This is a genomic window from Methylophilus rhizosphaerae, assembly GCF_900100975.1.
Taxonomy (GTDB): domain Bacteria; phylum Pseudomonadota; class Gammaproteobacteria; order Burkholderiales; family Methylophilaceae; genus Methylophilus; species Methylophilus rhizosphaerae.
The window spans coordinates 308,552-334,100 of record NZ_FNFX01000004.1 but is presented as its reverse complement, the minus strand read 5'-3'; the positions used below and the strand labels follow the sequence as shown (position 1 = coordinate 334,100).

General features: G+C 48.8%; 29 protein-coding genes. 17 read left to right on the top strand and 12 right to left on the bottom strand.

Annotated features, from left to right (window positions below; all coding sequences use genetic code 11):
- Positions 1-40: 40 nt before the first annotated feature.
- The 3 genes from rhuM to BLP53_RS11085 all read right to left on the bottom strand — a co-directional run bounded on the left by rhuM (position 41) and on the right by BLP53_RS11085 (position 2,955).
- On the bottom strand, positions 41-664 hold the full coding sequence (gene rhuM / locus BLP53_RS11095; protein WP_218119040.1) for a RhuM family protein: 624 nt from the start codon (positions 662-664) through the stop codon (positions 41-43).
- A gap of 111 nt (positions 665-775) precedes the next feature.
- Positions 776-2,329, bottom strand: coding sequence for a type I restriction-modification system subunit M (locus tag BLP53_RS11090; RefSeq protein ID WP_091472228.1), 1,554 nt, complete (start codon positions 2,327-2,329; stop codon positions 776-778).
- Positions 2,330-2,505: 176 nt separating this feature from the next.
- Positions 2,506-2,955, bottom strand: coding sequence for a winged helix-turn-helix transcriptional regulator (locus BLP53_RS11085; RefSeq protein WP_091472227.1), 450 nt, complete (start codon positions 2,953-2,955; stop codon positions 2,506-2,508).
- Between the two features lie 107 nt (positions 2,956-3,062).
- On the opposite strand from BLP53_RS11085, the gene fabF reads away from it, so the two are divergent.
- Positions 3,063-4,331: a beta-ketoacyl-ACP synthase II gene (gene fabF, locus BLP53_RS11080; RefSeq protein WP_091472226.1), complete on the top strand. Its 1,269-nt coding sequence runs from the start codon at positions 3,063-3,065 to the stop codon at positions 4,329-4,331.
- Positions 4,332-4,340: 9 nt separating this feature from the next.
- On the opposite strand, the gene BLP53_RS11075 is transcribed toward fabF, so the two are convergent.
- Both BLP53_RS11075 and BLP53_RS11070 read right to left on the bottom strand, forming a co-directional pair.
- Positions 4,341-4,787 (bottom strand): YiiD C-terminal domain-containing protein, encoded by a 447-nt coding sequence (locus BLP53_RS11075; RefSeq protein WP_091472225.1) that lies wholly within the window; start codon positions 4,785-4,787, stop codon positions 4,341-4,343.
- Positions 4,788-4,816: 29 nt separating this feature from the next.
- On the bottom strand, positions 4,817-5,731 hold the full coding sequence (locus BLP53_RS11070; protein WP_091472224.1) for a LysR family transcriptional regulator: 915 nt from the start codon (positions 5,729-5,731) through the stop codon (positions 4,817-4,819).
- 137 nt (positions 5,732-5,868) lie between these two features.
- Between BLP53_RS11070 and BLP53_RS11065 the strand changes: the two genes are divergently transcribed.
- From BLP53_RS11065 to BLP53_RS11055, 3 genes are read left to right on the top strand one after another with little or no spacing between them, the layout of a single operon-like run.
- Positions 5,869-6,618 (top strand): glucose 1-dehydrogenase, encoded by a 750-nt coding sequence (locus tag BLP53_RS11065; protein WP_091472223.1) that lies wholly within the window; start codon positions 5,869-5,871, stop codon positions 6,616-6,618.
- A 17-nt stretch (positions 6,619-6,635) separates the two neighbouring features.
- A complete protein-coding gene (locus BLP53_RS11060) occupies positions 6,636-7,271 on the top strand; it encodes a glutathione binding-like protein (protein ID WP_091472222.1) in 636 nt (211 codons plus the stop codon).
- A 3-nt stretch (positions 7,272-7,274) separates the two neighbouring features.
- Positions 7,275-8,042, top strand: a complete 768-nt coding sequence (locus tag BLP53_RS11055) for an alpha/beta hydrolase (protein ID WP_091472221.1) — start codon at positions 7,275-7,277, stop codon at positions 8,040-8,042.
- Between the two features lies 1 nt (position 8,043).
- On the opposite strand, the gene BLP53_RS13940 is transcribed toward BLP53_RS11055, so the two are convergent.
- The 5 genes from BLP53_RS13940 to dnaA form a co-directional block, all read right to left on the bottom strand.
- Positions 8,044-8,178: a hypothetical protein gene (locus tag BLP53_RS13940; RefSeq protein WP_483819047.1), complete on the bottom strand. Its 135-nt coding sequence runs from the start codon at positions 8,176-8,178 to the stop codon at positions 8,044-8,046.
- Between the two features lie 63 nt (positions 8,179-8,241).
- A complete protein-coding gene (locus BLP53_RS11045; RefSeq protein WP_091472219.1) occupies positions 8,242-8,451 on the bottom strand; it encodes a hypothetical protein in 210 nt (69 codons plus the stop codon).
- 74 nt (positions 8,452-8,525) lie between these two features.
- Positions 8,526-10,931, bottom strand: coding sequence for a DNA topoisomerase (ATP-hydrolyzing) subunit B (gyrB, locus tag BLP53_RS11040; RefSeq protein ID WP_091472218.1), 2,406 nt, complete (start codon positions 10,929-10,931; stop codon positions 8,526-8,528).
- Positions 10,932-11,002: 71 nt separating this feature from the next.
- On the bottom strand, positions 11,003-12,106 hold the full coding sequence (gene dnaN / locus BLP53_RS11035; RefSeq protein ID WP_091472217.1) for a DNA polymerase III subunit beta: 1,104 nt from the start codon (positions 12,104-12,106) through the stop codon (positions 11,003-11,005).
- A gap of 253 nt (positions 12,107-12,359) precedes the next feature.
- Positions 12,360-13,778, bottom strand: coding sequence for a chromosomal replication initiator protein DnaA (dnaA, locus tag BLP53_RS11030; protein ID WP_091472216.1), 1,419 nt, complete (start codon positions 13,776-13,778; stop codon positions 12,360-12,362).
- Between the two features lie 339 nt (positions 13,779-14,117).
- On the opposite strand from dnaA, the gene rpmH reads away from it, so the two are divergent.
- The 5 genes from rpmH to mnmE are packed head-to-tail and all read left to right on the top strand — an operon-like array spanning position 14,118 to position 17,819.
- The gene (rpmH, locus tag BLP53_RS11025; RefSeq protein ID WP_018987191.1) at positions 14,118-14,252 is read left to right on the top strand and encodes a 50S ribosomal protein L34; all 135 of its coding nucleotides are present in this window, start codon (positions 14,118-14,120) and stop codon (positions 14,250-14,252) included.
- Positions 14,253-14,282: 30 nt separating this feature from the next.
- Positions 14,283-14,627 carry a ribonuclease P protein component gene (rnpA, locus tag BLP53_RS11020; RefSeq protein WP_091472215.1) on the top strand — a complete coding sequence of 115 codons (345 nt, stop codon included), beginning with the start codon at positions 14,283-14,285 and terminating at the stop codon, positions 14,625-14,627.
- Positions 14,628-14,634: 7 nt separating this feature from the next.
- Positions 14,635-14,844 carry a membrane protein insertion efficiency factor YidD gene (gene yidD, locus BLP53_RS11015; protein WP_091472214.1) on the top strand — a complete coding sequence of 70 codons (210 nt, stop codon included), beginning with the start codon at positions 14,635-14,637 and terminating at the stop codon, positions 14,842-14,844.
- Between the two features lie 19 nt (positions 14,845-14,863).
- Positions 14,864-16,468: a membrane protein insertase YidC gene (gene yidC / locus BLP53_RS11010; RefSeq protein WP_091472213.1), complete on the top strand. Its 1,605-nt coding sequence runs from the start codon at positions 14,864-14,866 to the stop codon at positions 16,466-16,468.
- Positions 16,431-17,819, top strand: a complete 1,389-nt coding sequence (mnmE, locus tag BLP53_RS11005; RefSeq protein WP_091472212.1) for a tRNA uridine-5-carboxymethylaminomethyl(34) synthesis GTPase MnmE — start codon at positions 16,431-16,433, stop codon at positions 17,817-17,819. The genes yidC and mnmE overlap by 38 nt, the downstream gene beginning before the upstream one ends.
- Positions 17,820-17,828: 9 nt before the next feature.
- Here the strand turns inward: mnmE and BLP53_RS11000 are convergent, their stop codons facing one another.
- The gene (locus BLP53_RS11000; RefSeq protein WP_091472211.1) at positions 17,829-18,416 is read right to left on the bottom strand and encodes a cytochrome b/b6 domain-containing protein; all 588 of its coding nucleotides are present in this window, start codon (positions 18,414-18,416) and stop codon (positions 17,829-17,831) included.
- A gap of 3 nt (positions 18,417-18,419) precedes the next feature.
- Positions 18,420-18,854 (bottom strand): cytochrome c'', encoded by a 435-nt coding sequence (gene cycA / locus BLP53_RS10995; protein WP_091472210.1) that lies wholly within the window; start codon positions 18,852-18,854, stop codon positions 18,420-18,422.
- A 209-nt stretch (positions 18,855-19,063) separates the two neighbouring features.
- Here cycA and mnmG point away from each other — a divergent pair, with 209 nt between their 5' ends.
- The 8 genes from mnmG (at position 19,064) to BLP53_RS10955 (ending at position 25,544) form a co-directional block, all read left to right on the top strand.
- A complete protein-coding gene (gene mnmG, locus BLP53_RS10990) occupies positions 19,064-21,001 on the top strand; it encodes a tRNA uridine-5-carboxymethylaminomethyl(34) synthesis enzyme MnmG (protein WP_176755290.1) in 1,938 nt (645 codons plus the stop codon).
- Positions 20,998-21,624, top strand: coding sequence for a 16S rRNA (guanine(527)-N(7))-methyltransferase RsmG (gene rsmG / locus BLP53_RS10985; RefSeq protein ID WP_091472208.1), 627 nt, complete (start codon positions 20,998-21,000; stop codon positions 21,622-21,624). The genes mnmG and rsmG overlap by 4 nt, the downstream gene beginning before the upstream one ends.
- Positions 21,624-22,382: a ParA family protein gene (locus BLP53_RS10980; RefSeq protein WP_091472207.1), complete on the top strand. Its 759-nt coding sequence runs from the start codon at positions 21,624-21,626 to the stop codon at positions 22,380-22,382. Before rsmG ends, BLP53_RS10980 begins: the two co-directional genes overlap by 1 nt.
- 48 nt (positions 22,383-22,430) lie before the next feature.
- Positions 22,431-23,279, top strand: coding sequence for a ParB/RepB/Spo0J family partition protein (locus BLP53_RS10975; RefSeq protein WP_091472206.1), 849 nt, complete (start codon positions 22,431-22,433; stop codon positions 23,277-23,279).
- Positions 23,280-23,415: 136 nt separating this feature from the next.
- Entirely contained in the window at positions 23,416-23,832 is a 417-nt protein-coding gene (locus BLP53_RS10970; protein WP_342670215.1) for an ATP synthase subunit I, read from the top strand.
- A 29-nt stretch (positions 23,833-23,861) separates the two neighbouring features.
- Positions 23,862-24,686 carry a F0F1 ATP synthase subunit A gene (gene atpB, locus BLP53_RS10965; RefSeq protein ID WP_091472205.1) on the top strand — a complete coding sequence of 275 codons (825 nt, stop codon included), beginning with the start codon at positions 23,862-23,864 and terminating at the stop codon, positions 24,684-24,686.
- Between the two features lie 55 nt (positions 24,687-24,741).
- Entirely contained in the window at positions 24,742-25,008 is a 267-nt protein-coding gene (atpE, locus tag BLP53_RS10960) for a F0F1 ATP synthase subunit C (protein WP_091472204.1), read from the top strand.
- Positions 25,009-25,073: 65 nt separating this feature from the next.
- Entirely contained in the window at positions 25,074-25,544 is a 471-nt protein-coding gene (locus tag BLP53_RS10955) for a F0F1 ATP synthase subunit B (RefSeq protein ID WP_091472203.1), read from the top strand.
- Positions 25,545-25,549 lie beyond the last annotated feature (5 nt).

Genomic DNA, 25,549 nt, shown 5'->3' with positions numbered 1-25,549 from the left:
CCACAGCAGTTTTGCAAGTGCCACTTGCACAAATTCGGCATTAGGCCAAGTAACCACAAACACTTGAGGTCGTTCCATGATTGGGCTCATTTTGCATTACTTTGTTTTGCACGGTGGCAAAAAAACGTTTGATGGCGGTGGCGTAGATGTCGGTGATTTTTTGATAAAACTTGCGCTCACTTAAGCGTATTTCACGAATACGCGCCAGTTGTTGTTCAAAGTATTGTTTGCCTAGGATTGTGCCGTCGTTTTTTAGACGCTCGTCGTCCATCACATACGCTTTGATGGTGAATTCTTTAATGATCCCTGTTGCCCACTTGCGAAATTGTACTGCACGCTCAGAATTGACCTTGTAGCCGACGGCGATGATGGCCGAGAGGTTGTAATGCTTGGTGTCATAACTTTTACCATCACCGGCAGTTATTCGAAAATTTCGAATAACTGCACTTTCTTCTAGCTCATTATCTGAAAATACTTTTTGCAGATGATAGTTGATGGTGTATGTTTCTACATCATACAAAAGCCCCATCATTTTTTGGCTGAGCCAGACGTTTTCATCCGCATAAATTGCTTCCACATCGCCCTCGCCACTGGCAGCAATAAAGGTCAGATATTCTGCGGCGGATGAGCAAATATCTGACAAAGTAGTTTTATCTTTTGCCATGGTTTGTAACCTTATGCCCGAAAGGTAAATGTCCAGCAGACTGTTGGATAATTGCTTCGACCCGCCACGCTTTGCGCAAATGATGCGCTAGCCTTTCAATTTCTTGAGAACTCATCCGTGTATCTCCGCCACAATGGCATCAATGTTGGCGCGTAGCTGGTCTATTCTTGCCACGGTGGTTCTAATCTCGGCATTCAGCTTGTTGATATCAATCACTTCACGGGTATCTTTGGCTTCTACATAGCTGCTGACTGAAAGGTTGTATTCGTTAGCAACAATTTTTTCGTAATCCACTGACTGAGCAAAGTGGTCAATATCTGATTTGCTATCAAACACTTTCATGATTTGCTCAATGTGGTTGTTTTCACCTTCTACCGTGAGCACATTGTTGTTGGTCTCTTTTTTATACAATGCACTGGCATCAATAAACTGGGTTTTGGTATCAGTTTTGTGTTTTGAGAGCACCAGGATAGTCACAGCAATTGAGGTACCGTAAAACAGGTTAGGCGCGAGCGAAATAATGGTTTCAACATAGTTGTTGTCTACCAGATATTTGCGGATTTTTTGCTCGGCACCGCCACGGTAAAAAATGCCTGGAAAGCATACAATCGCCGCACGGCCTTTGCTGGATAAGTAACTCAGCGCATGCAGCACAAAAGCAAAGTCAGCTTTGGATTTGGGCGCTAATACACCTGCAGGCGCAAAACGCTCATCATTAATCAAGGTAGGGTCATCACTGCCTATCCAGTTAACTGAATAAGGCGGGTTGGAGACAATGGCATCAAACGGTTTTTGATCACCAAATTGGGGGTTACGTAAAGTATCACCCAGCGCAATATGAAACTTGTCGTAGTTAATGTTGTGCAAAAACATATTCATACGCGCAAGGTTATAAGTGGTGTGGTTGATCTCCTGGCCAAAAAAGCCCTCTTCAATGATGTGATCATCAAATTGTCTTTTTGCTTGCAGAAGCAGCGATCCAGAACCCGCCGCTGGGTCATAAATTTTATTGACGGTGTCTTGCTTATGCATCGCTAATTGTGCGATGAGTTTGGAGACATTTTGCGGCGTAAAAAACTCGCCGCCCGATTTTCCCGCATTCGCAGCGTAATTGGAAATCAGGAATTCATAGGCATCACCAAAGAGGTCAATTTTGCTGTCTTCAAAACTACCCAGGTTTAGGCCCGCCACGCCTTTTAGAACAGCAGCTAAACGGGTGTTTTTCTCAGGCACAGAGTTGCCTAAGCGATTGCTGGTGGTATCAAAATCTGCAAACAAACCTTTAATGTCTAGCTCTGATGGATAGCCATTGGCAGAACTTTCAATGGCGGAAAAGATTTTGGCTAGATCAGTATTTAAATTGTGGTTCTTACTGGCTTTAGTGGCGACATTTACAAACAATTGGCTGGGGTAGATGAAATAGCCTTTGGTTTTAATCGCATCATCTTTGATTTCTGGAGTAATGACATCATCTGCAAGTTCAGCATAGTTCACGCTTTCATCGCCACCCTCAATATAACTGGCAAAGTTTTCGCTAATAAATCGATAGAACAAAGTGCCTAATACATACTGCTTAAAATCCCAACCATCGACAGAACCACGAACCTCATTCGCAATTTGCCAAATTTGGCGTTGTAATTCAGCACGTTGTTGTGCACTTGTCATTAGATGAGTCCTATTCAAATATGTCTTAGAGCCATTAGATCATAAGCTGCTTGGCATTATAAAGGGAACGATTGGGATCAGGTATTATCTTGAAAAAGCGCCTGCAAACCGTTTTTAATGTTTGATAGATTTCAGAGATCGTTTTCTCGACGAATGGATTAAATGTCAGCATCCCCTCATTTATTCAATATCATTTTTATGGTTTTGTGTTGCATATGTGTAATCTCCAACCGCGTATTCTTATCCACCAATCCCAACTCCACAGGCTTTCCAGTCTCAGTATCTATCAACAAAACATTAGGCCCTTCTTCAGCATAGTACTTATTCCCCCACTGCATAATGGTCAACAACACTGGCCTGAAATCCAGCCCCTTTTGGGTAATCACATATTCATACCTTGGCGGTTTTTCACAGTACATATTTTTTTCGAGCAAACCTGACTCTACCAGCGCATTGAGGCGTTTGGTGAGTGTGCTTGTGGCGATGCCTAAACTGGTTTGAAAGTCATCAAACCGAGTAACGCCCAGCATGGCTTCGCGCAGAATTAATATATTCCACCACTCCCCCACGTGTTCCAGGCTTCTGGCAATTGGGCATGGCATATCGCCCAGGCTTTTGTTTTTCATTAATGATCCATGTATGTGATTACAGTTACTTTTATTTTGAAAGTTACTGTACTATAGTGACTTCGGTTACGAAAGTGACAGTATAAATAGTTACGCTTGAGGAAGATATGGAAAGAATTGTCATTACTGGTATGGGCATGGTTTCTCCTTTGGGTTGTGGTGTCGAACTGGTCTGGCAACGTTTGCTGGCCGGGCAATCCGGTATCAAAAAACTGCCGGCAAGTATCGCTGATTACCTGAATACCAAAATCGCTGGCATTGTGCCGGATAAGGCTGAAGATGCTGCTGGCGGGTTTGATGCCGAGGGTGTGATTCCTGCTAAGGAAATCAAAAAGATGGATAGGTTTATCCAGTTTGCATTGGTAGCGGCGGAAGAAGCGATCAAGCAGGCGAAGTGGTTTCCCAATAGTGAACGTGCCAAGGCCAGAACGGCGACAGTGATTGCTTCTGGTATTGGCGGCTTCCCGGCCATTGCGAATGCGGTGCGTACCACGGATAACAAAGGTGTTTCACGACTATCGCCTTTTACTGTGCCTTCATTTTTGGTGAATCTGGCTGCGGGGCATATTTCTATCCGCCATGGTTTTAAAGGCCCATTGGGCGCACCGGTAACTGCTTGTGCGGCTGGCGTGCAGGCGATTGGTGATGCGGCGCGCATGATACGCGCCAATGAAGTGGATATTGCCATTTGTGGCGGCGCTGAAGCGTGCGTCGACTTGGTGAGTTTGGGCGGTTTTGCTGCGGCCAAAGCACTTTCATCCGGTTTTAATGAACAACCGGAACAGGCTTCGCGCCCGTTTGATAGCCAAAGGGATGGCTTCGTGATGGGCGAAGGCGCAGGTGTATTGGTGATTGAAAAACTCAGCCATGCGCTGGAACGTGGTGCGACACCGATTGCTGAAATTGTCGGTTATGGTACTTCTGCCGATGCTTACCATATTACCGCTGGGCCGGAAGATGGTGATGGTGCCAAACGTGCGATGGAAGCGGCGATTGCGATGGCCGATATTTCACCTGCTGACATACAACACCTGAATGCACATGCCACCTCTACCCCGGTGGGCGATGCCTGCGAGATTGCGGCGATTAAGTCGGTATTCGGCGCTGACAACCAGGTAGCGATTGCCTCGACCAAATCCTCTACCGGGCATTTGCTAGGTGCAGCGGGTGGAATTGAAGCGATTTTTACTGCATTGGCGGTACGCGACCAGGTTTCACCTTTTACCTTAAACCTGGCGCAAACCGATGCACAGGCAGAAGGGCTGAATTTTGTTAAAACCCAACCGCAGCCAATGCCGATTAACTATGCGATCAGCAACGGCTTTGGTTTTGGTGGTGTGAATGCCAGCGTGATCATCAAACGCTACACCAGATGAGTTGGCAGATTACTGGTACAACACAAACACACCCTGAAATTTGGAGGTGATTTTAGATTCGCTAAGAATTTGGGCAGTGACGATGATTTTCGCCCTGCCCTTGTCGCGGTAAGTGTTCACAAAGTTGTCCCAGTCATCAGCGGACTGGAAATTGGCCTTGCATTCGAAATCGGTTTTGACTGGTAATAAATAATCAATTTCCTGGCGCTTGATGACCAGGTTGCCTTTTAACCCGGCCTGCTCTACTTTATGCTGCACCAGTGACCAGGCAGTGGTAATGGAAATCGCTGCAATGCTGCCACCAAACACAATGTCGAGATGGTTTTTGTTCAAGGCATAATCACCGTGTACCGTAATCTGATGATCCTCAATCCTGTCAATTTTCATGCCCAGATTTTTTGTCTGGGGGATAAGCTTGAACAAGGTGTTTTCAAAATTCTGTTCCAGTTGGGCCATATCTTCCTTTCGGTCTTTCTTATTTAATATTAGTCGCTATTCTGCAGCAAGCGGCACTCGGCAAATAGCTCGGCAACCCATTCGATAAAGGCACGCACTTTTGAAGAAAGATGCCGGTTCTGCGGATATAACGCATTCAGTGGCAGGCTGCCCGCCGGATAGTCACTCAGCACTTGTTCCAACTGCCCATTGCCCAGATAATTTTGTACCATAAAGGTGGGCAACTGGCAGATGCCTATACCTGCGAGCGCAGCAGCGACAATCGCATCGCCATTGTTGATCGCCAGCTTGCGTATGGTGGCTACCTCTTGTGTGACACCTTCATGCTCAAGCGTGAAATTGCGTACTTTGCCGGTTTTGGATGAAAAGAAGTGCACGGCCTGATGCCGTTGCAGATCATCGGCATGACCTGGGTTGCCGTAAGTTTGCAGGTAGGCTGGCGAAGCCACCAGCAGGAATTGCATGGTGCCTACACGCCGCGCTACCAGGCTGGAATCCAGCGGATGCCCGACACGGATCACGCAATCGACACCCTCTTCGAGCAAATCAATTGGCCTGTCATCACAGCCAATTTCGAGCTGGATTTCAGGATAACGTTTCAGAAATTCCGGCAGCGCCGGAATAATCACCAGCCGGCCCAGGGGCGTGGGCACATCAACCCGCAAGCGCCCTTTTGCAGTGGCCGTGGCCTGGTTAAGGGCAGCTTCGGTTTCTTCCAGCTCGTTTAATAACCTGATGGCGCGTTCGTAATAGGCGGCGCCATCGGTGGTGACGCTGATGCGCCTGGTAGTGCGGTGCAGCAGCTTAACCCGCAATCGTTTTTCCAGCGCCAGCACCTGGGCCGAGACGGTGGTTTTGGGCAAGTTGAGTGACATGGCGGCTTTGGTAAAACTTTCCAACTCTACTACCCTTGTGAACGCCAGCATGGTGTCAAAGCGGTCCATACATTCTCTTTTTAATCTGATTGTCCAATAAATTAGCACAGTGATTGCATATTTAGGTTATTTATCTGTGTTTTTTATTTATTTATAGTGGTCACCAGATTTAAACAACTTCATTATTTTTTAATTAGGAGATTTTTATGAGCAAGAAACTTGAAGGTAAAGTGGCCGTGGTGACTGGTGCATCTAAAGGCATCGGTGCTGAAATCGCCAAACGTTTTGCACGTGATGGCGCAGCCGTTGTCGTCAATTATTTGTCCAGCAAGGCGGGTGCAGACAAAGTGGTGGCCGATATTACAGCCGCGGGTGGCAAGGCCGTGGCCGTGGGTGGCAATGTGAGTGAAGCCGCCGATGCACAGGCGATTATTGCGGCGGCGATTAGTAACTTTGGCAAGCTGGATATTTTGGTGAACAACTCTGGTATTTATGAATTCGGAAGCATTGAAGAAATCACTCCTGAACACTTCCATAAACAATTCAATATCAACGTGCTGGGCTTGTTGCTGACAACCCAGGCCGCGGTCAAATATTTGCCTGAAGGCGGCAGCATTATCAACATTGGTTCTGTGGTCAGCCGTTTAACGCCTCCCGGCGCGGCTGTATACACCGCCACTAAAGGCGCGGTAGATGCCATCACAGGCTCATTATCCAAAGAACTGGGCCCACGAAAAATTCGCGTCAATGCCTTGAACCCTGGCCTGGTCGCCACTGAGGGCACACAAACCGCTGGCGTGATTGGCTCAGAGATGGAGAGTGGCTATGTGGCACAAACGCCGCTGGGGCGCACTGGCCAGCCGAGTGATATTGCGTCAGTGGCGGCTTTCCTGGCCTCTGAAGACTCTTACTGGCTGACTGGCGAGCAATTGCTGGTGGGCGGTGGCTTGCGTTAATTTTAGAGAGCAAACAAATGATCAACTTATACACATGGGCCACACCAAATGGTCGAAAAATCTCCATCCTGCTGGAGGAGTTAGGACTTGACTATGCGGTGAGCCCGGTTGATCTGGGCAAGATGGAACAGTTTTCTGCACATTTCAGTGCGATTTCGCCTAACAACAAGATTCCGGCCATCATCAATACCGAACCAGATCGTGACCCGGTCGTGATTTTTGAGAGTGGCGCTATTTTGACCTACCTGGCCGAAAAGTACGGCCAGTTTCTGGCACCGCATGGGCAGGCGCGCTATAACGCCCTGGAGTGGTTGCACTGGCAAACCAGTGCGCTGGGGCCCATGCTGGGCCAACTCGGTTTTTTCGCGGTGCGTAGCCAGGAAAAATCGCCATTAGCCATCGCACGCTTTACCGAAGAGGCTGAAAGGTTATTCAGCGTGATGGAGGAGCGGTTAGCAAACCATACTTACCTGGCAGGTGAAGAATACTCCATCGCCGATATCGCCTGTTACCCATGGGTGCAAGCGGCCACGGTCTATTTCAAAGAGGCATTGAAAGGCTCGTTTGACACTAAACCGGCGCTGCAACGCTGGCTGAAGCGCATAGGCGAACGCCCTGCAGTGAAACTGGGCATGGCGGTGCCCACACTTTAAACCATGTGGACCACAAGCTTTGAATATCCGGCCAGTGCCGCACCAATTACTTTGCAGGTGTTTGGCAAAGGCGATGCCAAAAGCAGGCAAGCTGCCCTGATTTATTTTCATGGCGGCTTGTTTAACTGTGGCAGTATTGAAACAGCATATGACTTGGCCCATGCACTCTCTGAATACATGGTAGTGGTGTGTGTGGCTTATCCCTTGGCGCCTGCCATGCAGTTTCCTGACACCATAGAGGTCGCCTACCAAGCGCTGGCGTGGGTGTGTGCGCACGCAAAAACAATAGGTGCAGATGCCAAAAGGATATTTGTTGGCGGGGAGCAAGCTGGCGGTAACCTGGCTGCGGTAGTGTCCATGTTGTTCCGCGACCGTGGCCTGAATTGCCGCAACACGCTTCAGGGCCAAATACTGATCAACCCCATGCTGGACGCGCTACAAACCTCAAAGTCACTGGCCGCCGTGGCAGATAGCCCGTGCCGCCGGGCCTGGGCAGATTATACGCAGGTGGCGAGTAATGCCTTGCACCCGTATGTGTCACCAGTGAATTCCTGTCGGCTGGGCGGACTGGTCCCCGCGATGATCATCAGCAGTGACAGCAACCCGCTCAGGGATGAAGCCGAAACCTATGCTACGAAACTGCTGCTCGCGGGCGTACCGGTACAAGTACAAAGACTGCAAGATAGCGCTTTTAATTTGAGCAACCAGCAGCACCCAGCTTTTGACACGCTTTGCCAGTTAATCAGGCAGTTTACCGGGTCGTCACCATGAACTACTGGCTGGCCCGGCCAATGAGTAATGAGCCCAAGGTGACCAAACCCACGCCGTACATAAACCCGGCGCCTGGTGCGACACCTAACCACAGGCTGGTCAGTAACACCGATAATAGCGGGGTGAAATACGACATCGTTGCCAGCAATGCCAAATTGCCGTGTTGAATGCTGTAGTTCCAGCACGAATAGGCCACCACCTACCCATACCTGGGGAACGTTTTGAGCCTAGGCGCGCCGATAATTCTATTGGCAAATAACCCGGCAACGCTAAAAATCATGGCGGCACCCGCTATCGAGCCAAAAATTTCAGCCACACTCCTGAATAAGCCTACAGTGACGCTCCACATCAGCACGGCGCAACAACCGACCAGCGTGGCATGATTGAATCGCGGGTTTGAGTCTTGCATGTCTTTGGGCTTTAAAGTGAGTAATAAAAAAGCGCCCGAGGGCGCTTTTTTAATTCAGGTGAAAACGGATTCCGTTAAACATCCAGTGAACTGACACTGAGCGCATTGCTTTCGATAAACGCGCGGCGCGGTTCCACGTTGTCGCCCATCAGTGTCGTGAAGATTTCATCGGCACCGATGGCATCTTCAATTTGCACTTTGAGCAGGCGGCGCACAGTTGGATCCATGGTGGTTTCCCACAATTGCTCCGGGTTCATCTCGCCCAGGCCTTTGTAACGCTGGATATTCAGGTTATGCTTGGCTTCGCCCAGCAACCAGTCCAGCGCCTGTTTAAAGGTGCTGATTTTCTGCTCTTTTTCGCCCCGTTTGATCAATGCACCTTCACCCAGCAGGTTGTTCACCATGTGGGAAGTGCGGTTGATCTGGCGGTAATCGCCGCTGTTGATAAACTCGGCGTCAATGACGCAGCTTTGCAGGTTACCGTGCACGTATTTGTTCACTTCCAGGCGGTATGCGCTGGTTTCGCTGTCTTGTGCAACGATCACTTCTGAACCGACAGCACCTAAAATCGGGCGCAGTTTTTCGGCTACCTGCCTGGCAGCAGCTTCGGTACCCAGGTCAATATCACCCAGTTCCTGGATGGCGCGCAGGACGCTTTCATCGTACAGATTGGCAATGCGGCGGATCACCGCCTCAGTCAACACCATTTGTTTGGCAATGCCGCTCAATGCGTCATCCTTGAGCACTTCGCCGCCTTCTTTGGTCAGCAACACGGAATCGCGCAGGGCGGAATTGAGCAGATATTCGTCCAGCTCGTGCTCGTCTTTCAGGTAACGCTCATCGCGACCCTGTTTAACTTTGTACAGCGGTGGCTGGGCGATGTAGATATGACCATGTTCCACTAGTTCCGGCATCTGGCGATAGAAGAAAGTCAGCAGCAGTGTACGGATGTGGGCACCATCAACGTCGGCATCAGTCATGATAATGATGCGGTGGTAGCGCAGTTTTTCCAGGTTGAAGTCGTCCTTGCCGATGCCGGTACCCATGGCGGTAATCAGCGTGGCAATTTCAGCGGAGCCCAGCAGCTTGTCAAAGCGGGCTTTTTCCACGTTGAGGATTTTACCTTTGAGCGGCAGAATGGCCTGAAACTTACGATCACGCCCTTGTTTGGCAGAACCGCCCGCAGAGTCACCCTCGACCAGGTAGAGTTCGCTCATCGCCGGGTCTTTTTCCTGGCAGTCCGCCAGTTTTCCTGGCAACCCCATGGTATCCATCACGCCTTTACGACGGGTGATTTCACGCGCCTTACGGGCAGCTTCACGCGCACGCGCCGCTTCTACAATCTTGCCGCAAACGATTTTGGCATCATTTGGGTTTTCAGCCAAAAATTCGGCCAGTTTGGCAGCAACAATTTCAGACACAACAGGTTGTACTTCACTGGACACCAGTTTATCTTTGGTCTGAGAGGAGAACTTGGGATCTGGTACTTTGACTGATAGCACGCAGGTAATGCCTTCACGCATATCGTCGCCAGTGGTTTCTACCTTGGCTTTTTTGGCGAATTCGTTCTGCTCGATATACTGGTTCAACGTACGTGTCATGGCAGTACGTAGCCCAGTCAAATGAGTACCGCCATCACGTTGCGGAATGTTATTGGTGAAACATTGCACGGTCTCGGAATAACTGTCGTTCCATTGCATGGCCACTTCTACCGTCATACCGTCTTTTTCACCGATAGCGTAAAACACCTTCGGATGCAGTACGCTTTTGCTACGGTTCATATATTCGACAAACCCTTTTACCCCACCACTGAAGGCAAAGTTTTCAGACTTGCCGGTACGCTGGTCGATCAGTTCGATTTTGACGCCATTGTTCAGGAAGGACAATTCACGGATACGCTTGGCCAGGATTTCAAAGTGATATTCCACCAAGGTAAAGGTATCGACAGAAGCCAGGAAGTGCACTTCTGTACCCTTTTTGTCGGTGGTGCCAGTAACCGCCAAAGGCGCTTGTGGCACGCCTCTGTGGAATTCCATCTGGTGCACCTGGCCCTTGCGGTAAATCTTTAATCTCAACCAGTCAGACAGCGCATTGACCACAGAGACACCCACCCCATGCAGGCCGCCAGATACTTTGTACGAGTTCTGGTCGAACTTGCCGCCGGCGTGCAGTTCGGTCATGACGATTTCGGCAGCCGATCGCTTGGGCTCGTGCTTGTCGTCTTCCTTGATATCGGTCGGGATTCCACGGCCATTATCAGAAATACTGATGGAATTATCTGGATGGATAATGACTTTAATATCGTCACAGTGCCCTGCCAGCGCTTCATCAATCGCGTTATCGAGGACTTCGAATACCATGTGGTGCAAGCCGGAACCATCTGACGTGTCACCGATATACATGCCTGGCCGTTTACGAACCGCGTCCAAACCTTCCAAAATCTTGATACTGTCTGAGTTATATTCTTGTGGCTGTGCCATAACAAAAGCTTCTTTAGTGAGATTAAAAGATAAGCCCTGTTTCACGTGAAACAGGGTTACTTATTTGGGCATTATATGCGCATTGGCATGACGACGTATTTGTAGTTGCTATCGCTGGCTGTGGTAATCAGGCAACTGCTGTTGGCATCGGCAAACGCAAACTGGATGTTTTCGTCGCCGAGGTTATTGAGCACATCAATCAGGTAAGTGACATTGAAACCGATATCCAATGGCATCTTGCTGTAATCAATTTCCAGTTCTTCTTCGGCTTCTTCCTGCTCGGTATTGGTACTGATCAGTTTAAGCTGGCCATTGGTGATGACCATGCGAATACTGCGGTATTTTTCGTTGGAAAGGATAGAGGCGCGTTGCAGTGCGCTCAGAATTTCCTGGCGGTTCACTTCAAACGTATTCTGGTGACCGGTGGGGATCACACGGTTGTAATCGGGGAATTTACCGTCAATCACTTTGCTGATAAGTTGAATATCGCCAAATTCAAAACTGACTTGACCATTCAGCAAATCAATCACCACAGGTGAATCGGATTGCTCATCCAGCAGCTTGGTCAGTTCAAGCACGGTTTTACGTGGCAGGATAACTTCGTTTTTTTCAAATGTCTGGTTCAGCGTGGTATTGGTATAACTCAAGCGGTGGCCATCGGTACCGACCACGTGCAACTGGTTGCCCTGTACTTCCATCAGCAGGCCATTCAGGTAGTAACGGATATCCTGTTGCGCCATGGCGAATTCTACCTGCTTGAGCAAGCGCTTCAATTCTGACTGTGCCAGGCTGAAACTGATGTTCTGGCCACTGGCTTTACTCATTAATGGATAATCCGCTGCCGGCAAAGTTTGCAGGTTAAATCTGCTCTTACCTGCTTTTAACGTGATGCGGTTATCCTGGTTGTTCATTTCTATCGTGGTGCTGTCAGGCAAGGAGCGGCAGATATCCAGTAATTTCTTGGCTGAAATTGTCGTGCTCAATTCACCTTCTATCCCGCCGTTCACTTTGAGTGAAATCTGCATTTCCAGATCGGTAGCTGTCAAATGCATTTCCTGCTGTTTGATGTTGACCAGCAAGTTGGAAAGAATAGGAAGTGTATGTCTGCGTTCAACAATACCAGTGACGTTGTTGAGTGGTTTAAGCAATACTTCACGGCTTATTTTGATTTGCATGGCCTGACCTAATTAATAACTTTATTTCAATATATAAAAGATAAGACTAATAGTAATGTACTGATTTTTTGTGGGTAACTAAAAAAACCTTTTAAATTCAATCAGTTGTTACCCGTTTAACTTGTGAATAAATTGCGGTTTAAACATGCATGATTTGTGGCTGATATTGTAAACCGTTTTTATCCTGTCTATACGCAATATTTAAACACACCTCATTCGCAACTTATCCACAGCTTTTGTTTCATTTTCTATTCTAATCACGGATCACCTGGGTTAACAGGCCGATATCCCGCGCCAGGGTCTGGTCATTCAAGCGTAATTGTTCAATTTCTTCACACGCATGCATCACGGTTGTGTGATGGCGTCCGCCAAAAGCCTCGCCAATTTCCGGAAAACTGTGATTGGTCAGTTCACGTGCTAGCGACATGGCGACCTGGCGTGGCCTGGCTACATTGCGCGAACGCTTTTTACTGAACATATCGCTGACTTTAATTTTGTAATAGTCAGCGACGGTTTTCTGGATATTCTCTATGGTGATCTGGCGGCCACGTACCGCGATCAGGTCACGCAAGGCATCTTTGGCCAGGTGCACATCAATCGCGTGGCCAGTAAAGTTGGCCATGGCGATGATACGGTTAAGTGCGCCTTCCAGTTCACGGACGCTGGAACGGATCTGCTTGGCGACAAAGAAAGCCACGTCTTCATGCAGGTTGATTTTCAGTGTCTCGGCTTTTTTACGCAAGATAGCAACACGCATTTCCAGCTCTGGTGGCTCTACCGCAACGGTCAGGCCCCAGCTGAATCGGGTACGCAGGCGTTCATCCATATCCGCGATTTCCTTGGGATAGGTATCACAGGTGATGACGATCTGTTTCTTTTCTTCGATCAGTGTATTAAACGCATAGAAAAACTCTTCCTGTGTGCGGGTTTTCTTGGCGAAGAACTGGATATCGTCAATCAGCAGCAAATCCAGCGAATGATATTGCTGCTTGAATTCATCAAATGCCTTGTTCTCGTAGGCCTTTACCACGTCTGAAACATAACGTTCGGCATGCAGGTAGCGGATATTGGCTTCTGGTTTGGTTTTTTTCAGCTCGTTACCGATCGCCTGTAGCAAGTGGGTTTTGCCCAACCCCACCCCGCCGTAGATAAACAGCGGATTGTAGGCCTGCCCTGGGTTGCCGGCGACCTGGATAGCAGCGGCACGCGCTAACTGGTTGGCACGACCGGTAACATAGTTATCAAACAGAAAGCTGTCATTGAGGCCGCTGTTTTTCTCGGCTTTGAGAGGCTTGACCGGTGCACGGTTGACTGGCACTTTTTTCTCTGCTGGTTTATCCATGCGCTTGACTGGCTGGCTGGCAAGCGCGGTTTCTACCGCAGAAACCGGGATTTGACCGTTTATGGAGTGGCTGTCTGGCAATGGTGTTTGCAGTACGCTACTGTCGACAATCAGTTCCACGACTGCGCTGGGTGATAGTTCACGCGCAATGGTTTCAATGCGGGTAAAAAATTTGCTTTTTACCCATTGCATGACAAATTTGTTAGGCGCGACAATCTGCACGGCCTGATTATTCACGCGTGCCTTCAGGGGTTTAATCCAAGTATTGTATTGTTGTGCTGAAAGTTCTTGTTCGAACTTGAGCAGACAATGCGCCCAAAAGTTTTCCATTGCTCCAGTGTGTTTCAGTTTCTGCAAAAAAAGCTTCTCCCTGAGGCTGCGATGGGAGACGTTTGCGTTTATTCGTTATAATTGCCAGGAAAGAGTGGCAGGAGAGGTGATCAGAGCCGTGTGTGCCTGTGACCAACTGAGTACATTCTAAACGTTTTGGCTGGAGTTATCCACAGCCCGCCGTCATAAAAATATAAAAAAAATCATTGACATACTCTGTGAATTTCATGTTTAATTAAGGGTTTTTGAAATCGGCGAATTTCTGCTGCCAATGCAGGGGCCGACACAGATTTATATTGCAAGACTTTAAATTGCCCATGTTGGGGCAGGAGCTAAATAATGAAACGTACCTATCAACCATCTAAAACCCGTCGCGCACGTACCCATGGCTTTCTGGTACGCATGAAAACCAAAGGTGGCCGTGCAGTAATTGCTGCCCGTCGCGCCAAAGGTCGTAAACGCCTGGGCCTGTAATCCAGGTAGTGCATTGCTTAAAGTCAATGCATGACATTGTACAAGCTTAAAAAAACGGATGAATTCTCATCCGTTTTTAGTTTCAGGAAACGGATTTACGGTGAATGGCTGTTGGCCAACGTGAAACCGAATCAGCAAGACCGGCATAGATACGGCTTGGTGGTATCGAAAAAAGTCGCCAAACTGGCCGTCAGGCGCAATTATATGAAACGCGTGTTGCGCGAACTATTGAGAAATCAACCCGGCAGCATCACTTACGGATATGATGTGGTACTGCAAGTGCGCAAAACTTTCCAGCAGGCGGATTTCGAGGCAGTGCAACGGGATTTGGCCATATTGCTGGCAAAATTGAAAAAAACCTCCACCGTGTCCTGATTATCTGATGAAAACATTGCTGATTACCTTGATAAAGTGTTACCAGTGGGGATTAAGCCCCTGGCTGGGCCGTCAGTGCCGTTTTCATCCTACCTGTTCCCACTATGCCATTGAGGCTTTGCGGCGCTATGGTGCGCTTAAAGGCTCCAGACTGGCGCTCAGTCGTATCGGGCGGTGTCATCCGTGGCATCCTGGTGGCGTGGACCCTCTTCCTTGACTTTTAAAAACGAAACCTTATGGATACTCGCCGTTTAATTCTGTTCGTTATTTTCTCTTTTTCCATTATGTTGCTGTGGGATGCCTGGCAACAGAAGCAGGCACCAGAAACGCCTGTGGCTCAAGCAGTTGCGCCACAGGGTACGCCGGCGGACAAGCCGCTGGAAAATGGTGGTTTCAGCCTAGGCCAGGGATCTCGCATTTCGGTTAAGACTGATCGTTATGCCGCGGTGATTGATACGGTTGGCGGCGATCTGCGCCAGTTGTCCCTGCTGGAGCATCAGGCAGATGATAATGCCGGCCCTTATGAGCTAATGAGTGATGCCAGTGCCGACAAGTTGTATGTTGCGCAGACCGGCCTCAAGGGTGACGGTTTGCCAACGCATTACCAGACGTTTACTGCTACCGGGACCAACTATGCGCTAAAGGACGGCGAAAATTCGCTGGAAGTCCGTTTGACCGCGCCGGAAACGAACGGCGTCAGCGTGGACAAGGTGTATACCTTCCATCGTGGCGAATACCTGATTGATGTGCGTTACGAGATTAAGAACAATAGCGATAAAGCCATTTCGCCTTCCGTTTATTACCAGATCATTCACGACAACCAGTCTAACCAGGGCTCGAAAATGATGCCTACCTTTACAGGCGGTGCGTATTACACGGCGGAAGACAAATACAAAAAGGTCAAATTCGACGAAATGGCCAAGAAAGATGTGTCCATCAATGCCAAAGATGGCTGGATTGGCCTGGTACAGCATTATTTTGTCAGTGCCTGGATTCCGCAATCCAATGCCGAGCGTAAGTTCTACACTACTAAATTGAGCGAGCATGATTTTTCTATCGGGACTATCTTGCCGCTGGGTGAGATAGCCGCTGGTACAAGCAAAACTGTGGATGCCCGCTTGTTCAGCGGCCCGCAGGAACAGAGTGCGCTGGAAGCAGCAGCACCAGGCCTGGAATACGTGGTGGATTATGGTATTTTGACCGTGATTGCCAAGCCCTTGATGTGGTTGCTGACCCATATTCATGACCTGGTGAAAAACTGGGGTATTGCCATCATCCTGCTGACCGTGCTGATCAAGGCGGCTTTCTTTAAATTGTCGGCTTCCGGCTATCGCAATATGGCGCATTTGCGTGAAATGGCGCCGCGCATGCAGGCACTGAAAGACAAATTTGGTGACGACAAGCAAAAGCTGCAGCAAGCCATGATGGAGATGTACCGTACCGAGAAAATCAATCCTATGGGTGGCTGTTTGCCTATCCTGGTGCAGATTCCAGTATTTATTTCCCTGTACTGGGTATTGCTGGGTTCGGTGCAATTGCGTCATGCGCCTTTCTTTGGCTGGATTCATGACTTGTCTGCGACCGATCCGTATTTTGTGCTGCCTATCCTGATGGGCGCCACCATGATTATCCAGACGTTCCTGAATCCACCACCTACTGACCCTATCCAGGCGAAAGTCATGAAGATCATGCCGGTTGCATTCAGTATTTTCTTCTTCTTCTTCCCGGCTGGCCTGGTGTTGTACTGGCTGGTGAACAATATTCTTTCCATTTGGCAGCAATGGGCGATTAATCGCATGATTCATGCTGAAGCTTTGGCCAAAAAGGGACATGGAAAATAACTTTCCACGCGATATAACAACTGACACCATTGCCGCTATTGCCACCGCTCCAGGGGCAGGCGGCATTGGTGTTGTTCGGGTTTCTGGCCCTTTGGCAGCTAAAATCGCTGAGCAAATCCTCAAGCACTGCCCTGCCCCGCGTAATGCCGCGTATTTACCTTTTTATCAGGCAGATGGCAGTTTAATAGATCGCGGTATCGCCATCTATTTCCCTAACCCGCATTCCTATACGGGTGAAGATGTACTGGAGTTGCAAGCTCACGGCGGTACTGCACTCATGCAAATTCTGTTGGCGCGTTGCATAGAATGTGGCGCACGTCATGCGGTCGCAGGCGAATTCACCCAACGCGCCTTTCTGAATGATAAGCTGGACTTGGCGCAAGCTGAGGCTGTTGCTGACTTGATCAATGCGGCGACCGTCGAGGCTGCACGCAGCGCAGTACGATCTTTATCTGGTGAGTTTTCTCAAGCTATTCAAACACTATTGCAGCAATTAATTGATTTGCGCATGTATGTGGAAGCTTGTCTGGATTTCCCGGAAGAAGATATCGATTTTATTAGCCAAGGGCGTGTGCTGGAAAAACTTCAATCGAACCAATCAGCTTTACAAACTATTTTCAGACAAGCCAAACAGGGCTCCCTGCTACGTGAAGGTATGAATGTTGTCTTGATTGGTCAGCCTAATGTGGGTAAATCCAGTTTGTTAAATGCCTTGTCTGGCGAAGATATAGCCATTGTGACGCCAATTGCTGGTACTACACGAGATACGATTAAAAGCGTGATTCAAATTGAAGGTGTGCCATTGCACATTATTGATACTGCCGGATTACGTGAAACAGAAGATGCAGTTGAGCAAGTTGGCATCGCTAGAACCTGGAAAGCCATTGACACCGCACATGTGGCTTTGCTGCTTGTAGATAGTCAACATGGCATTGGGCCATTCGAAAACAGTATTTTGGAACGCTTGCCAGTACAAGTACAAAAAATTTGGGTACATAACAAGATTGATGTTTCACGTGAAACATCGCGTATAGAAAAACGTGAAAATGAGACACACGTGTTTTTATCGGCCAAGGTAGGGGATGGTATTCCCCTGCTACAAAAAACCTTACTCGAAATTGTAGGTTATCAGCCTGGTGGAGAAGGGGTATTTATGGCCCGCGCACGCCATCTAGTGGCATTGGAACAAGTAGAAATACATCTGGACAGCGCAGCCAGGCAAATGCATGCCGCCGAACTGGTGGCTGAAGAGTTGCGTAGTGCCCAGGAAGCATTGTCATCCATTACCGGGGAATTCACGCCAGATGATCTGCTGGGGGAAATTTTCAGCCGCTTCTGTATAGGCAAATAAAAACCCGCATCAGCGGGCTTTTTTTGGTCTCGGAAAAGGGGTGTTTCTCTGATTGACGCGTTCATCGATACTGCAGACGCGTTTACAGCCGGTAATCATGGCCCAGATCAGGTTGTCATGATGAATAAAACTTTCAAAAATCACACCCAATACGTGCACTACCACTACTCCTAACCAGGTCCAGGTCACGTAATGATGAATGACTCTGCTCATCTCATCATCAATAAAGCCCCAGCCATTATTGTAGACAATGCAGCCGGAACCCACGGCGATGAGGCCTAAGCCTAGCATGGCATAAATAGCCAGTGACCCGACGGGATTGTGGCCGATATAATGCCTTGCCGTGCCCTTGAGTAATTTAAAGAAATACTTGAATGCCCACAGCGGGTTTAACGGGAAACTGTGGAAGTTGGCATAGCCTGTTGAAATAATACCCCAGACGATACGCGCGACAATCAGTGTGCCGGCTACATATCCCGCATAGGCATGATGCAGTCGGTCCCACATGGAAGCGTGGGTATAAAATGCGTACCCGAACGCCGCCACCAGGGACCAGTGGAAGATCCTGATAAAAGGATCCCAGACATACCGTAGCATGGATTAGTTGCTAGGCTTGGTTTCTGTTAACAGATAAGCAATAAAGTTGGCTTTTTCTGAAGCTGCGCAATCAGCACCCAAGATGTCGTTGCAGTGTTTGGTGAACTCCTCTTCCACTTTATCCAGGTCAGTAAAGCGCTTGGTGTTAACCCGTGGCGCCAACGGTGGGATTTCCTTGTTGGTCACAATGTTCTTGCCGACGTTGGCTGGGTTATTGGTGTGGCAGGAAGCACATGCTGCTTCTTTACCGCTAGGCGTCTTAAATTTGCGGTTAAAGAAAATTTTGCCGTCAGTGATAGAAGGCGCTTTAAAAGCTGGGTTGGCAGAGTGCGCGATATTGGTGTATTTGTATACCAGCTTCTCGGCGTTGGTGACATCGGCCAGTGCATGTACGGAAAATAATACCCCGAATGCAGCCATCATTGTTTTCATTTTCATGGTAAGAGCTCCTTTGTTGTTTTAAAAGCATTTTATAGTTTTTATGTTAAGCAAATATGGCCTGCTTGTAATTGATTTGTATTAAACCGTAATTAATTTGTATTAAAGCACACAACAAGTGTAACAAGGCAGGGAATTAAATGACCATGGAGTCAGTTTAGGCTAAAATCACAACTCTTTTCAAATCAAACAGTTCAATATATTTTATGATGGACTTTCCTGATCGCTTTGATGTCATTGTTGTCGGTGGTGGCCACGCGGGTACCGAGGCAGCGCTGGCGGCGGCACGTATGGGCCGCAAGACGCTGTTGCTGAGCCACAACATTGAAACATTGGGGCAGATGTCCTGCAATCCCTCTATTGGCGGCATCGGCAAAGGCCATCTGGTAAAAGAGGTGGATGCACTGGGCGGTGCCATGGCAGCCGCGACGGACGAAGGCGGCATACAGTTTCGCATTTTGAACTCCAGCAAAGGTCCGGCCGTTCGTGCCACACGTGCACAGGCTGATCGTATTCTGTATAAGGCAGCGATTCGCCGTCGCCTGGAAAACCAGGAAAATCTATGGTTGTTCCAGCAGGCGGTGGACGATATTATCCTGGAAGGTGAGCGTGCTGCAGGTGTAGTGACGCAAATCGGCCTGAAATTTTATTCAAAATCAGTTGTGTTAACGACAGGTACCTTTTTGGGTGGCCTGGTGCATGTTGGTTTGCAGAATTACAGCGCCGGGCGCGCGGGAGATCCGCCAGCTATTTCATTGGCGGCCAGATTGCGGGAAATTGGACTCCCGGCCGGCCGCTTGAAAACCGGCACTCCGCCCCGGATTGACGGACGGTCCATTGATTACAGCGTGATGACTGAACAGCCTGGTGATACGCCGGTGCCCGTATTCTCATTTTTAGGGAATATATCGCAGCACCCGCAACAATTGCCATGCTGGATCACCCATACCAATCAGCAAACGCATGACATTATTCGTAGCGGCCTGGATCGTTCACCGATGTACACTGGTGTCATCGAAGGGGTGGGTCCCCGCTATTGCCCTTCGGTAGAAGACAAGATTCACCGCTTTGCCGATAAAGAATCGCATCAGGTCTTCCTCGAGCCTGAAGGCCTGACGACACATGAAATTTACCCTAACGGTATTTCCACCAGTTTGCCATTTGATATTCAATTAGCGCTGGTGCGTTCGATCCGCGGTTTAGAAAGTGCGCACATCCTGCGCCCCGGATATGCCATAGAATATGACTACTATGATCCTCGTGGGTTAAAATCGACTCTGGAAACCAAGGCTGTCAAAGGGCTGTTTTTCGCAGGCCAGATCAATGGTACGACAGGCTATGAAGAAGCGGCTGCGCAAGGTTTGCTTGCAGGGGCGAATGCAGCCTTGTATGCACAGGATAAAGATGGCTGGTGCCCTTCCCGTGAGCAGGCTTATCTTGGCGTGCTGGTGGATGACCTGATTACTACAGGGGTCAATGAGCCATACCGCATGTTTACCAGCCGTGCAGAATACCGGTTACAATTGCGCGAAGATAACGCCGATATGCGTCTGACTGAAATTGGTCGCAATCTTGGATTGGTAGATGATATTCGCTGGGAAGCCTTCTGCAAAAAACAGGAAGCAGTTGCGCGTGAGCAAGCAAGGTTGAAACGCACTTTCCTACAGCCGGACAATGGTCAGGCACAGCTGAATGGTCAAAACAAAATTGTTTCACGTGAAACACAGCAAGCGGTTTTTGGTAAGGCGCTGGAGCATGAGTATTCCCTGTTCGAATTATTGCGCCGCCCGGAGGTGACATATCAGTCCTTGCTGGAAATTGTGCCAGCACCGGAAATATTGGCTGAAGACGTGCTGGAGCAAGTTGAAATTTCGGCCAAATACCAGGGCTATATTGATCGGCAGAATGAAGAAATTGCGCGCCAGAAAAATAGCGAACATATCAAGCTGGGCGATCTCATTGATTACAATGATGTGCATGGCTTAAGTATAGAAGCACGCCAAAAACTACTGGCACAACAACCAGAGACCATTGGTCAGGCCAGTCGTATCCAGGGTATTACCCCAGCCACCATTTCTTTGTTGCTGGTTTACCTCAAGCGCAAGCAGAAAAAACAAAGCCAGTCTGGCGATATTGCAGCCGCATGACAGAATTGGCATCACAATTAGCGGCCGGCGTTAAAGCGCTGGGTCTGGAATCGGTCGTCACTGCCGATATGCAGGCACAATGTCTGGCGTATATGGCGTTAATGCAAAAATGGAACAAGGTGTACAACCTGACCGCCATCCGTGACCCGCAGGAGATGCTGGCACTACATGTATTGGATAGCTTGAGTGTGTTGCCCTATATACAATCTGGCAGTTTGCTAGATGTGGGTAGTGGTGGCGGTTTGCCGGGATTGATTGTGTCGATAACGCGACCGGATGTGCAAGTGACCACTATAGATACCGTACAGAAAAAAGCCATTTTCATGCGCCAGGTAAAAGCAGAGCTGGGTGTGAATAATGCCCAGGTAATTCATGGACGTGTGGAAGCGTATCAGCCGCCCTCGCCTTTTGATCAGGTGATTTCCCGTGCTTTTTCAGAGATCGCTTTATTCCGGCGATTGACCATGCATTTAATCAAGCCGCATGGGAGATGGCTGGCGATGAAAGGCGTGGTACCAGAGCATGAGTTGCAACTGGCGCAGGTAATCCCTGCGGAAATCATCCCTTTGCAGGTGCCAACACTGCAAGCGGAAAGACATTTAATTGTGCTTGAGAATTCATAATGAAAATAATTGCAATCACCAACCAAAAAGGTGGCGTAGGCAAAACCACTACCTGCGTGAACCTGGCCGCCAGCCTGGCCGAGCATGGTAAGAGGGTGCTGTTGGTTGATTTGGATCCACAGGGCAACGCCAGCACCGGTAGCGGCATTGATAAGACCCATTTAAAAGGCAGCATTTACCAAGTATTGATTGACAGTAAAACACTGCAGGACGTGATTATCCATGCGGAAGCCGCTAAGTTTGATGTGGCACCTTCCAATCGCGATCTGGCAGGAGCCGAGGTGGAACTGGTCAATGAAATGGCGCGTGAAACACGCTTGAAAAACGCTATTTTAAAACTGGGCGATGCCTATGATTTCGTGTTATTGGACTGCCCGCCTTCGCTCAACCTGGTCACGGTCAACGCGTTGACAGCTGCGCATTCGGTGATGATCCCCATGCAATGTGAATACTATGCGCTGGAAGGCTTGTCAGATCTGGTCAATACCATCAAGAAAGTGCGTGCTCACTTGAATCCTGTACTGGAGATTGAGGGGCTGTTGAGAACCATGTTCGATAACCGCAATATGTTGGCGCAGCAAGTGTCGGCGCAATTAGTCAATCATTTCGGTAAAAAGGTTTATCAGACCATTATTCCGCGCAATGTGCGTCTGGCTGAGGCACCCAGCTATGGGATGCCGGTGCTGCTCTACGACCGCGCGTCCAAGGGGGCGCAGGCTTATCTGGAGCTTGCGCAGGAAATTATTCAGAAAAACTAACTGTTTTCAAACACAACTTTAAAACATTCATTACAAGGAATCAGCAGTATGGTTAAGCCCAAAGGACTCGGACGCGGACTCGATGCATTGTTATCAGGTGATGTAGACGCGATAGCCGAGTCAGATACATTACGCACGTTGCACGTAAGCCAGCTGCAGCCGGGCAAGTACCAGCCACGCTCGTACATGAATGAAGAGGCCTTGCAGACCCTGGCCGACTCTATTAGTGCACAAGGGATTATGCAGCCAATACTGGTGCGTGAAATTGCTGAAGGAAAATTTGAAATTATTGCCGGTGAACGTCGCTGGCGGGCATCGCAAAAAGCCGGTTTGACCGAAGTGCCGGTGCTGGTGCGTGAAATTGCCGATGAAGCTGCGCTGGCGATGGCCCTGATTGAAAACATCCAGCGCGAAAATTTAAATCCGCTGGAAGAAGCCATGGGTATCAAGCGCCTGATTGACGAGTTTGATATGACGCATGAAAAAGCCGCTGCCGCCGTCGGCCGTTCCCGCGTGGCAGTCTCCAATCTGCTGCGCCTGCTGACACTGACCCCAATGGTGCAAGACATGTTGCTGGATAACCAGATTGATATGGGGCATGCCAGGGCACTGGTGGGTGTGGAGCCGGCACAGCAAATTCTGTTAGCGAATAAAGTGGTACAGGACGGTTTGTCTGTGCGTGAAGTTGAGCGTCTGATGCAACAAGAGCCAACCGGCAAGAAAAAGAACAGGGAGTCTGTACAGCCGGATATTGCTGTACTGCAAACGCAGTTGAGCGAGCAACTGGGTGCCGGCGTGAATATCAGTGCTAAAACCAATGGTTCTGGTGTATTGAAATTAAGCTATGCAAATTTAGACCAGCTGGATGATTGGATAGCAAAACTCACGAGTAAATAAGGGAAAGCTCCGGAAAAAAGCAAAATTTAATCTATGTGCGTGATTTCTCCCGCACATTCAGGCAGTTATGTGAATGCCAGTGCTTGACTTCACCGGGTGAATACTTCAAAATCTCGCGTCTTTGTAGTATTTTGCCTTGAATTTTTTGCAATTTGACCCCATGGCCGCACTGGAAACCAATCAATCTGCCACACAAACGTATCGCAATATGTTGCGCTGGCAAGCGATTGCGATGCTGGTTGTGGCACTGGTTGCAGGCGCGCTGGCGGGTATGCCTGCGGGTATTTCAGCGCTGCTTGGTGGTGGCGCAGTAATCGTCGGCGCCTGGTTTGCCGCAAAAATTGCAGAAAAAGGCCAGTCCCAAACGCAGGCAACGGCGGTGCTGTTGAATCTGCTCAAGGCTGAAGCAGTAAAAATCTTGATCGTCGCAATGATTCTGTTTGCGGTGTTCAAGTTGTATCAATCGTTGGTACCGTTTGCGCTGATCGCTGGACTGGCCGCCACTGCCCTGTTCTCAGGGGCTGCCCTGGCGAAATCGCAAACACCCGTGTAGACAAGATTATTAAAAAATAGTTTGAGATTATGACAACCGAGCACACACAACAAGCCGAGCACGCGCTGACTCCTTCCAGTTATATCCAGCATCACTTGGGATTTAACGCCCACGCAGTCGGTGATACCAGTTTCTGGACTTTGCACGTGGACACACTGGCGATGTCCGTGATCCTGGGCCTGGTTGTCATGGGCTTTGTCTGGTGGATAGCACGTGGTGCCACCGCTGGTGTGCCTAACAAGCGCCAGGCATTTGTGGAGTTGGTGTTCGGTTTTATTGATGACCAGGTCAAAAATATTTTCCACGGTGACCGCCACAGCTTTATCGCACCAACTGCCCTCACCGTATTCCTGTGGGTATTTGCCATGAACGCCATGGATTTCCTGCCGATTGATGTTTTTGCAAAAATCACTCATGCATTAGGGTTCGAACACTGGCGTGCCGTCCCAACTTCCGATATTAATACCACATTCGCGCTGGCACTGGCAGTCTGGTTGCTGATGATTTTCTTCTCGATTAAAGCCAAAGGCCTGGGTGGCTGGATTCACGAATTGTTCTGTGCCCCGTTTGGTTCAAATCCGCTGGTATGGCCTGCCAATTTCCTGTTCAACCTGATTGAATATATCTCCAAACCGCTTTCACACTCACTGCGACTGTTCGGCAACATGTACGCCGGTGAAATCATTTTCCTGCTGTTGGGTATGTGGGCTGCCACTGGCCTGGCCGGTACTGTGTTCGGGGCAATCCTGGGTGTCGGCTGGTCTATCTTCCATATCCTGATTGTGGCTTTGCAGGCGTTTATTTTCATGATGTTGACCGTGGTGTATCTGGCCATGGCGCATGAATCACACTAGTTTTAATTTTTCAAGTTTGTAGTTGTTTTTATTTCTTTAGAGAGGGTAATACATAATGGAAGCTTTAGCATTGATTCAGGCCTACACAGGCATTGGTATCGGTTTGATCATCGGTTTGGGTGCTGCGGGTGCCTGTATCGGTATTGGTATTATGTGTGCAAGTTTCCTGGAAGGTGCTGCACGTCAACCAGAAATGATTCCAGCTTTGCAAGGTAAGGTATTCCTGCTGCTGGGTCTAATCGACGCGTCCTTCATTATCGGTGTTGGTCTGGCCATGATGTTTGCGTTCGCAAACCCATTGTTGAGCGTTGTTTCTCAGTAATTAACGTCCGGTAGGGTTTAAGTAATGACTTAAACCTTTCAACAACCCAGTAAGATGGATCAAAAATGAATATTAATTTCACACTCATCGCGCAAGCTATCGCATTTGCAGTGTTGATTTGGTTCACAGTGAAATTCATTTGGCCACCGCTGTTAAAAGCGATTGAAACACGCCAGAAGGAAATCGCAGACGGTTTGGCTGCTGCACAAGAAGGCAAAAGTGCCTTGGAAGTGGCTGCCAAGAAATCTGAGAGCACACTGAACGAAGCAAAACAAAAAGCAAGTGAGATCATTGGGCAAGCTGAAAAACGCGCTGCACAAATCATCGATGAAGCCAAGGCAAACGCCAAAGCTGAAGGTGATCGCATCATTGCTGGTGCAAAAGCCGAGATCGATCAGGAAGTGAACCGCGCTAAAGAAGGTTTGCGCGCACAAGTCTCTACACTGGCTGTGGCCGGTGCAGAAAAAATCCTGCGTAAAGAGATCGACGCCAAAGCACATAGCGATATGTTGTCTAAACTTGCTGCGGAACTATAAGGATA

What these genes read in the sequence shown, in the direction of transcription:
- rhuM (WP_218119040.1), bottom strand. Translation starts at nt 664, where the DNA reads ATGGCAAAAGATAAAACTACTTTGTCAGATATTTGCTCATCCGCCGCA.
- BLP53_RS11090 (WP_091472228.1), bottom strand. Translation starts at nt 2,329, where the DNA reads ATGACAAGTGCACAACAACGTGCTGAATTACAACGCCAAATTTGGCAA.
- BLP53_RS11085 (WP_091472227.1), bottom strand. Translation starts at nt 2,955, where the DNA reads ATGAAAAACAAAAGCCTGGGCGATATGCCATGCCCAATTGCCAGAAGC.
- fabF (WP_091472226.1), top strand. Translation starts at nt 3,063, where the DNA reads ATGGAAAGAATTGTCATTACTGGTATGGGCATGGTTTCTCCTTTGGGT.
- BLP53_RS11075 (WP_091472225.1), bottom strand. Translation starts at nt 4,787, where the DNA reads ATGGCCCAACTGGAACAGAATTTTGAAAACACCTTGTTCAAGCTTATC.
- BLP53_RS11070 (WP_091472224.1), bottom strand. Translation starts at nt 5,731, where the DNA reads ATGGACCGCTTTGACACCATGCTGGCGTTCACAAGGGTAGTAGAGTTG.
- BLP53_RS11065 (WP_091472223.1), top strand. Translation starts at nt 5,869, where the DNA reads ATGAGCAAGAAACTTGAAGGTAAAGTGGCCGTGGTGACTGGTGCATCT.
- BLP53_RS11060 (WP_091472222.1), top strand. Translation starts at nt 6,636, where the DNA reads ATGATCAACTTATACACATGGGCCACACCAAATGGTCGAAAAATCTCC.
- BLP53_RS11055 (WP_091472221.1), top strand. Translation starts at nt 7,275, where the DNA reads ATGTGGACCACAAGCTTTGAATATCCGGCCAGTGCCGCACCAATTACT.
- BLP53_RS13940 (WP_483819047.1), bottom strand. Translation starts at nt 8,178, where the DNA reads ATGTCGTATTTCACCCCGCTATTATCGGTGTTACTGACCAGCCTGTGG.
- BLP53_RS11045 (WP_091472219.1), bottom strand. Translation starts at nt 8,451, where the DNA reads ATGCAAGACTCAAACCCGCGATTCAATCATGCCACGCTGGTCGGTTGT.
- gyrB (WP_091472218.1), bottom strand. Translation starts at nt 10,931, where the DNA reads ATGGCACAGCCACAAGAATATAACTCAGACAGTATCAAGATTTTGGAA.
- dnaN (WP_091472217.1), bottom strand. Translation starts at nt 12,106, where the DNA reads ATGCAAATCAAAATAAGCCGTGAAGTATTGCTTAAACCACTCAACAAC.
- dnaA (WP_091472216.1), bottom strand. Translation starts at nt 13,778, where the DNA reads ATGGAAAACTTTTGGGCGCATTGTCTGCTCAAGTTCGAACAAGAACTT.
- rpmH (WP_018987191.1), top strand. Translation starts at nt 14,118, where the DNA reads ATGAAACGTACCTATCAACCATCTAAAACCCGTCGCGCACGTACCCAT.
- rnpA (WP_091472215.1), top strand. Translation starts at nt 14,283, where the DNA reads ATGACATTGTACAAGCTTAAAAAAACGGATGAATTCTCATCCGTTTTT.
- yidD (WP_091472214.1), top strand. Translation starts at nt 14,635, where the DNA reads ATGAAAACATTGCTGATTACCTTGATAAAGTGTTACCAGTGGGGATTA.
- yidC (WP_091472213.1), top strand. Translation starts at nt 14,864, where the DNA reads ATGGATACTCGCCGTTTAATTCTGTTCGTTATTTTCTCTTTTTCCATT.
- mnmE (WP_091472212.1), top strand. Translation starts at nt 16,431, where the DNA reads ATGCTGAAGCTTTGGCCAAAAAGGGACATGGAAAATAACTTTCCACGC.
- BLP53_RS11000 (WP_091472211.1), bottom strand. Translation starts at nt 18,416, where the DNA reads ATGCTACGGTATGTCTGGGATCCTTTTATCAGGATCTTCCACTGGTCC.
- cycA (WP_091472210.1), bottom strand. Translation starts at nt 18,854, where the DNA reads ATGAAAATGAAAACAATGATGGCTGCATTCGGGGTATTATTTTCCGTA.
- mnmG (WP_176755290.1), top strand. Translation starts at nt 19,064, where the DNA reads ATGGACTTTCCTGATCGCTTTGATGTCATTGTTGTCGGTGGTGGCCAC.
- rsmG (WP_091472208.1), top strand. Translation starts at nt 20,998, where the DNA reads ATGACAGAATTGGCATCACAATTAGCGGCCGGCGTTAAAGCGCTGGGT.
- BLP53_RS10980 (WP_091472207.1), top strand. Translation starts at nt 21,624, where the DNA reads ATGAAAATAATTGCAATCACCAACCAAAAAGGTGGCGTAGGCAAAACC.
- BLP53_RS10975 (WP_091472206.1), top strand. Translation starts at nt 22,431, where the DNA reads ATGGTTAAGCCCAAAGGACTCGGACGCGGACTCGATGCATTGTTATCA.
- atpB (WP_091472205.1), top strand. Translation starts at nt 23,862, where the DNA reads ATGACAACCGAGCACACACAACAAGCCGAGCACGCGCTGACTCCTTCC.
- atpE (WP_091472204.1), top strand. Translation starts at nt 24,742, where the DNA reads ATGGAAGCTTTAGCATTGATTCAGGCCTACACAGGCATTGGTATCGGT.
- BLP53_RS10955 (WP_091472203.1), top strand. Translation starts at nt 25,074, where the DNA reads ATGAATATTAATTTCACACTCATCGCGCAAGCTATCGCATTTGCAGTG.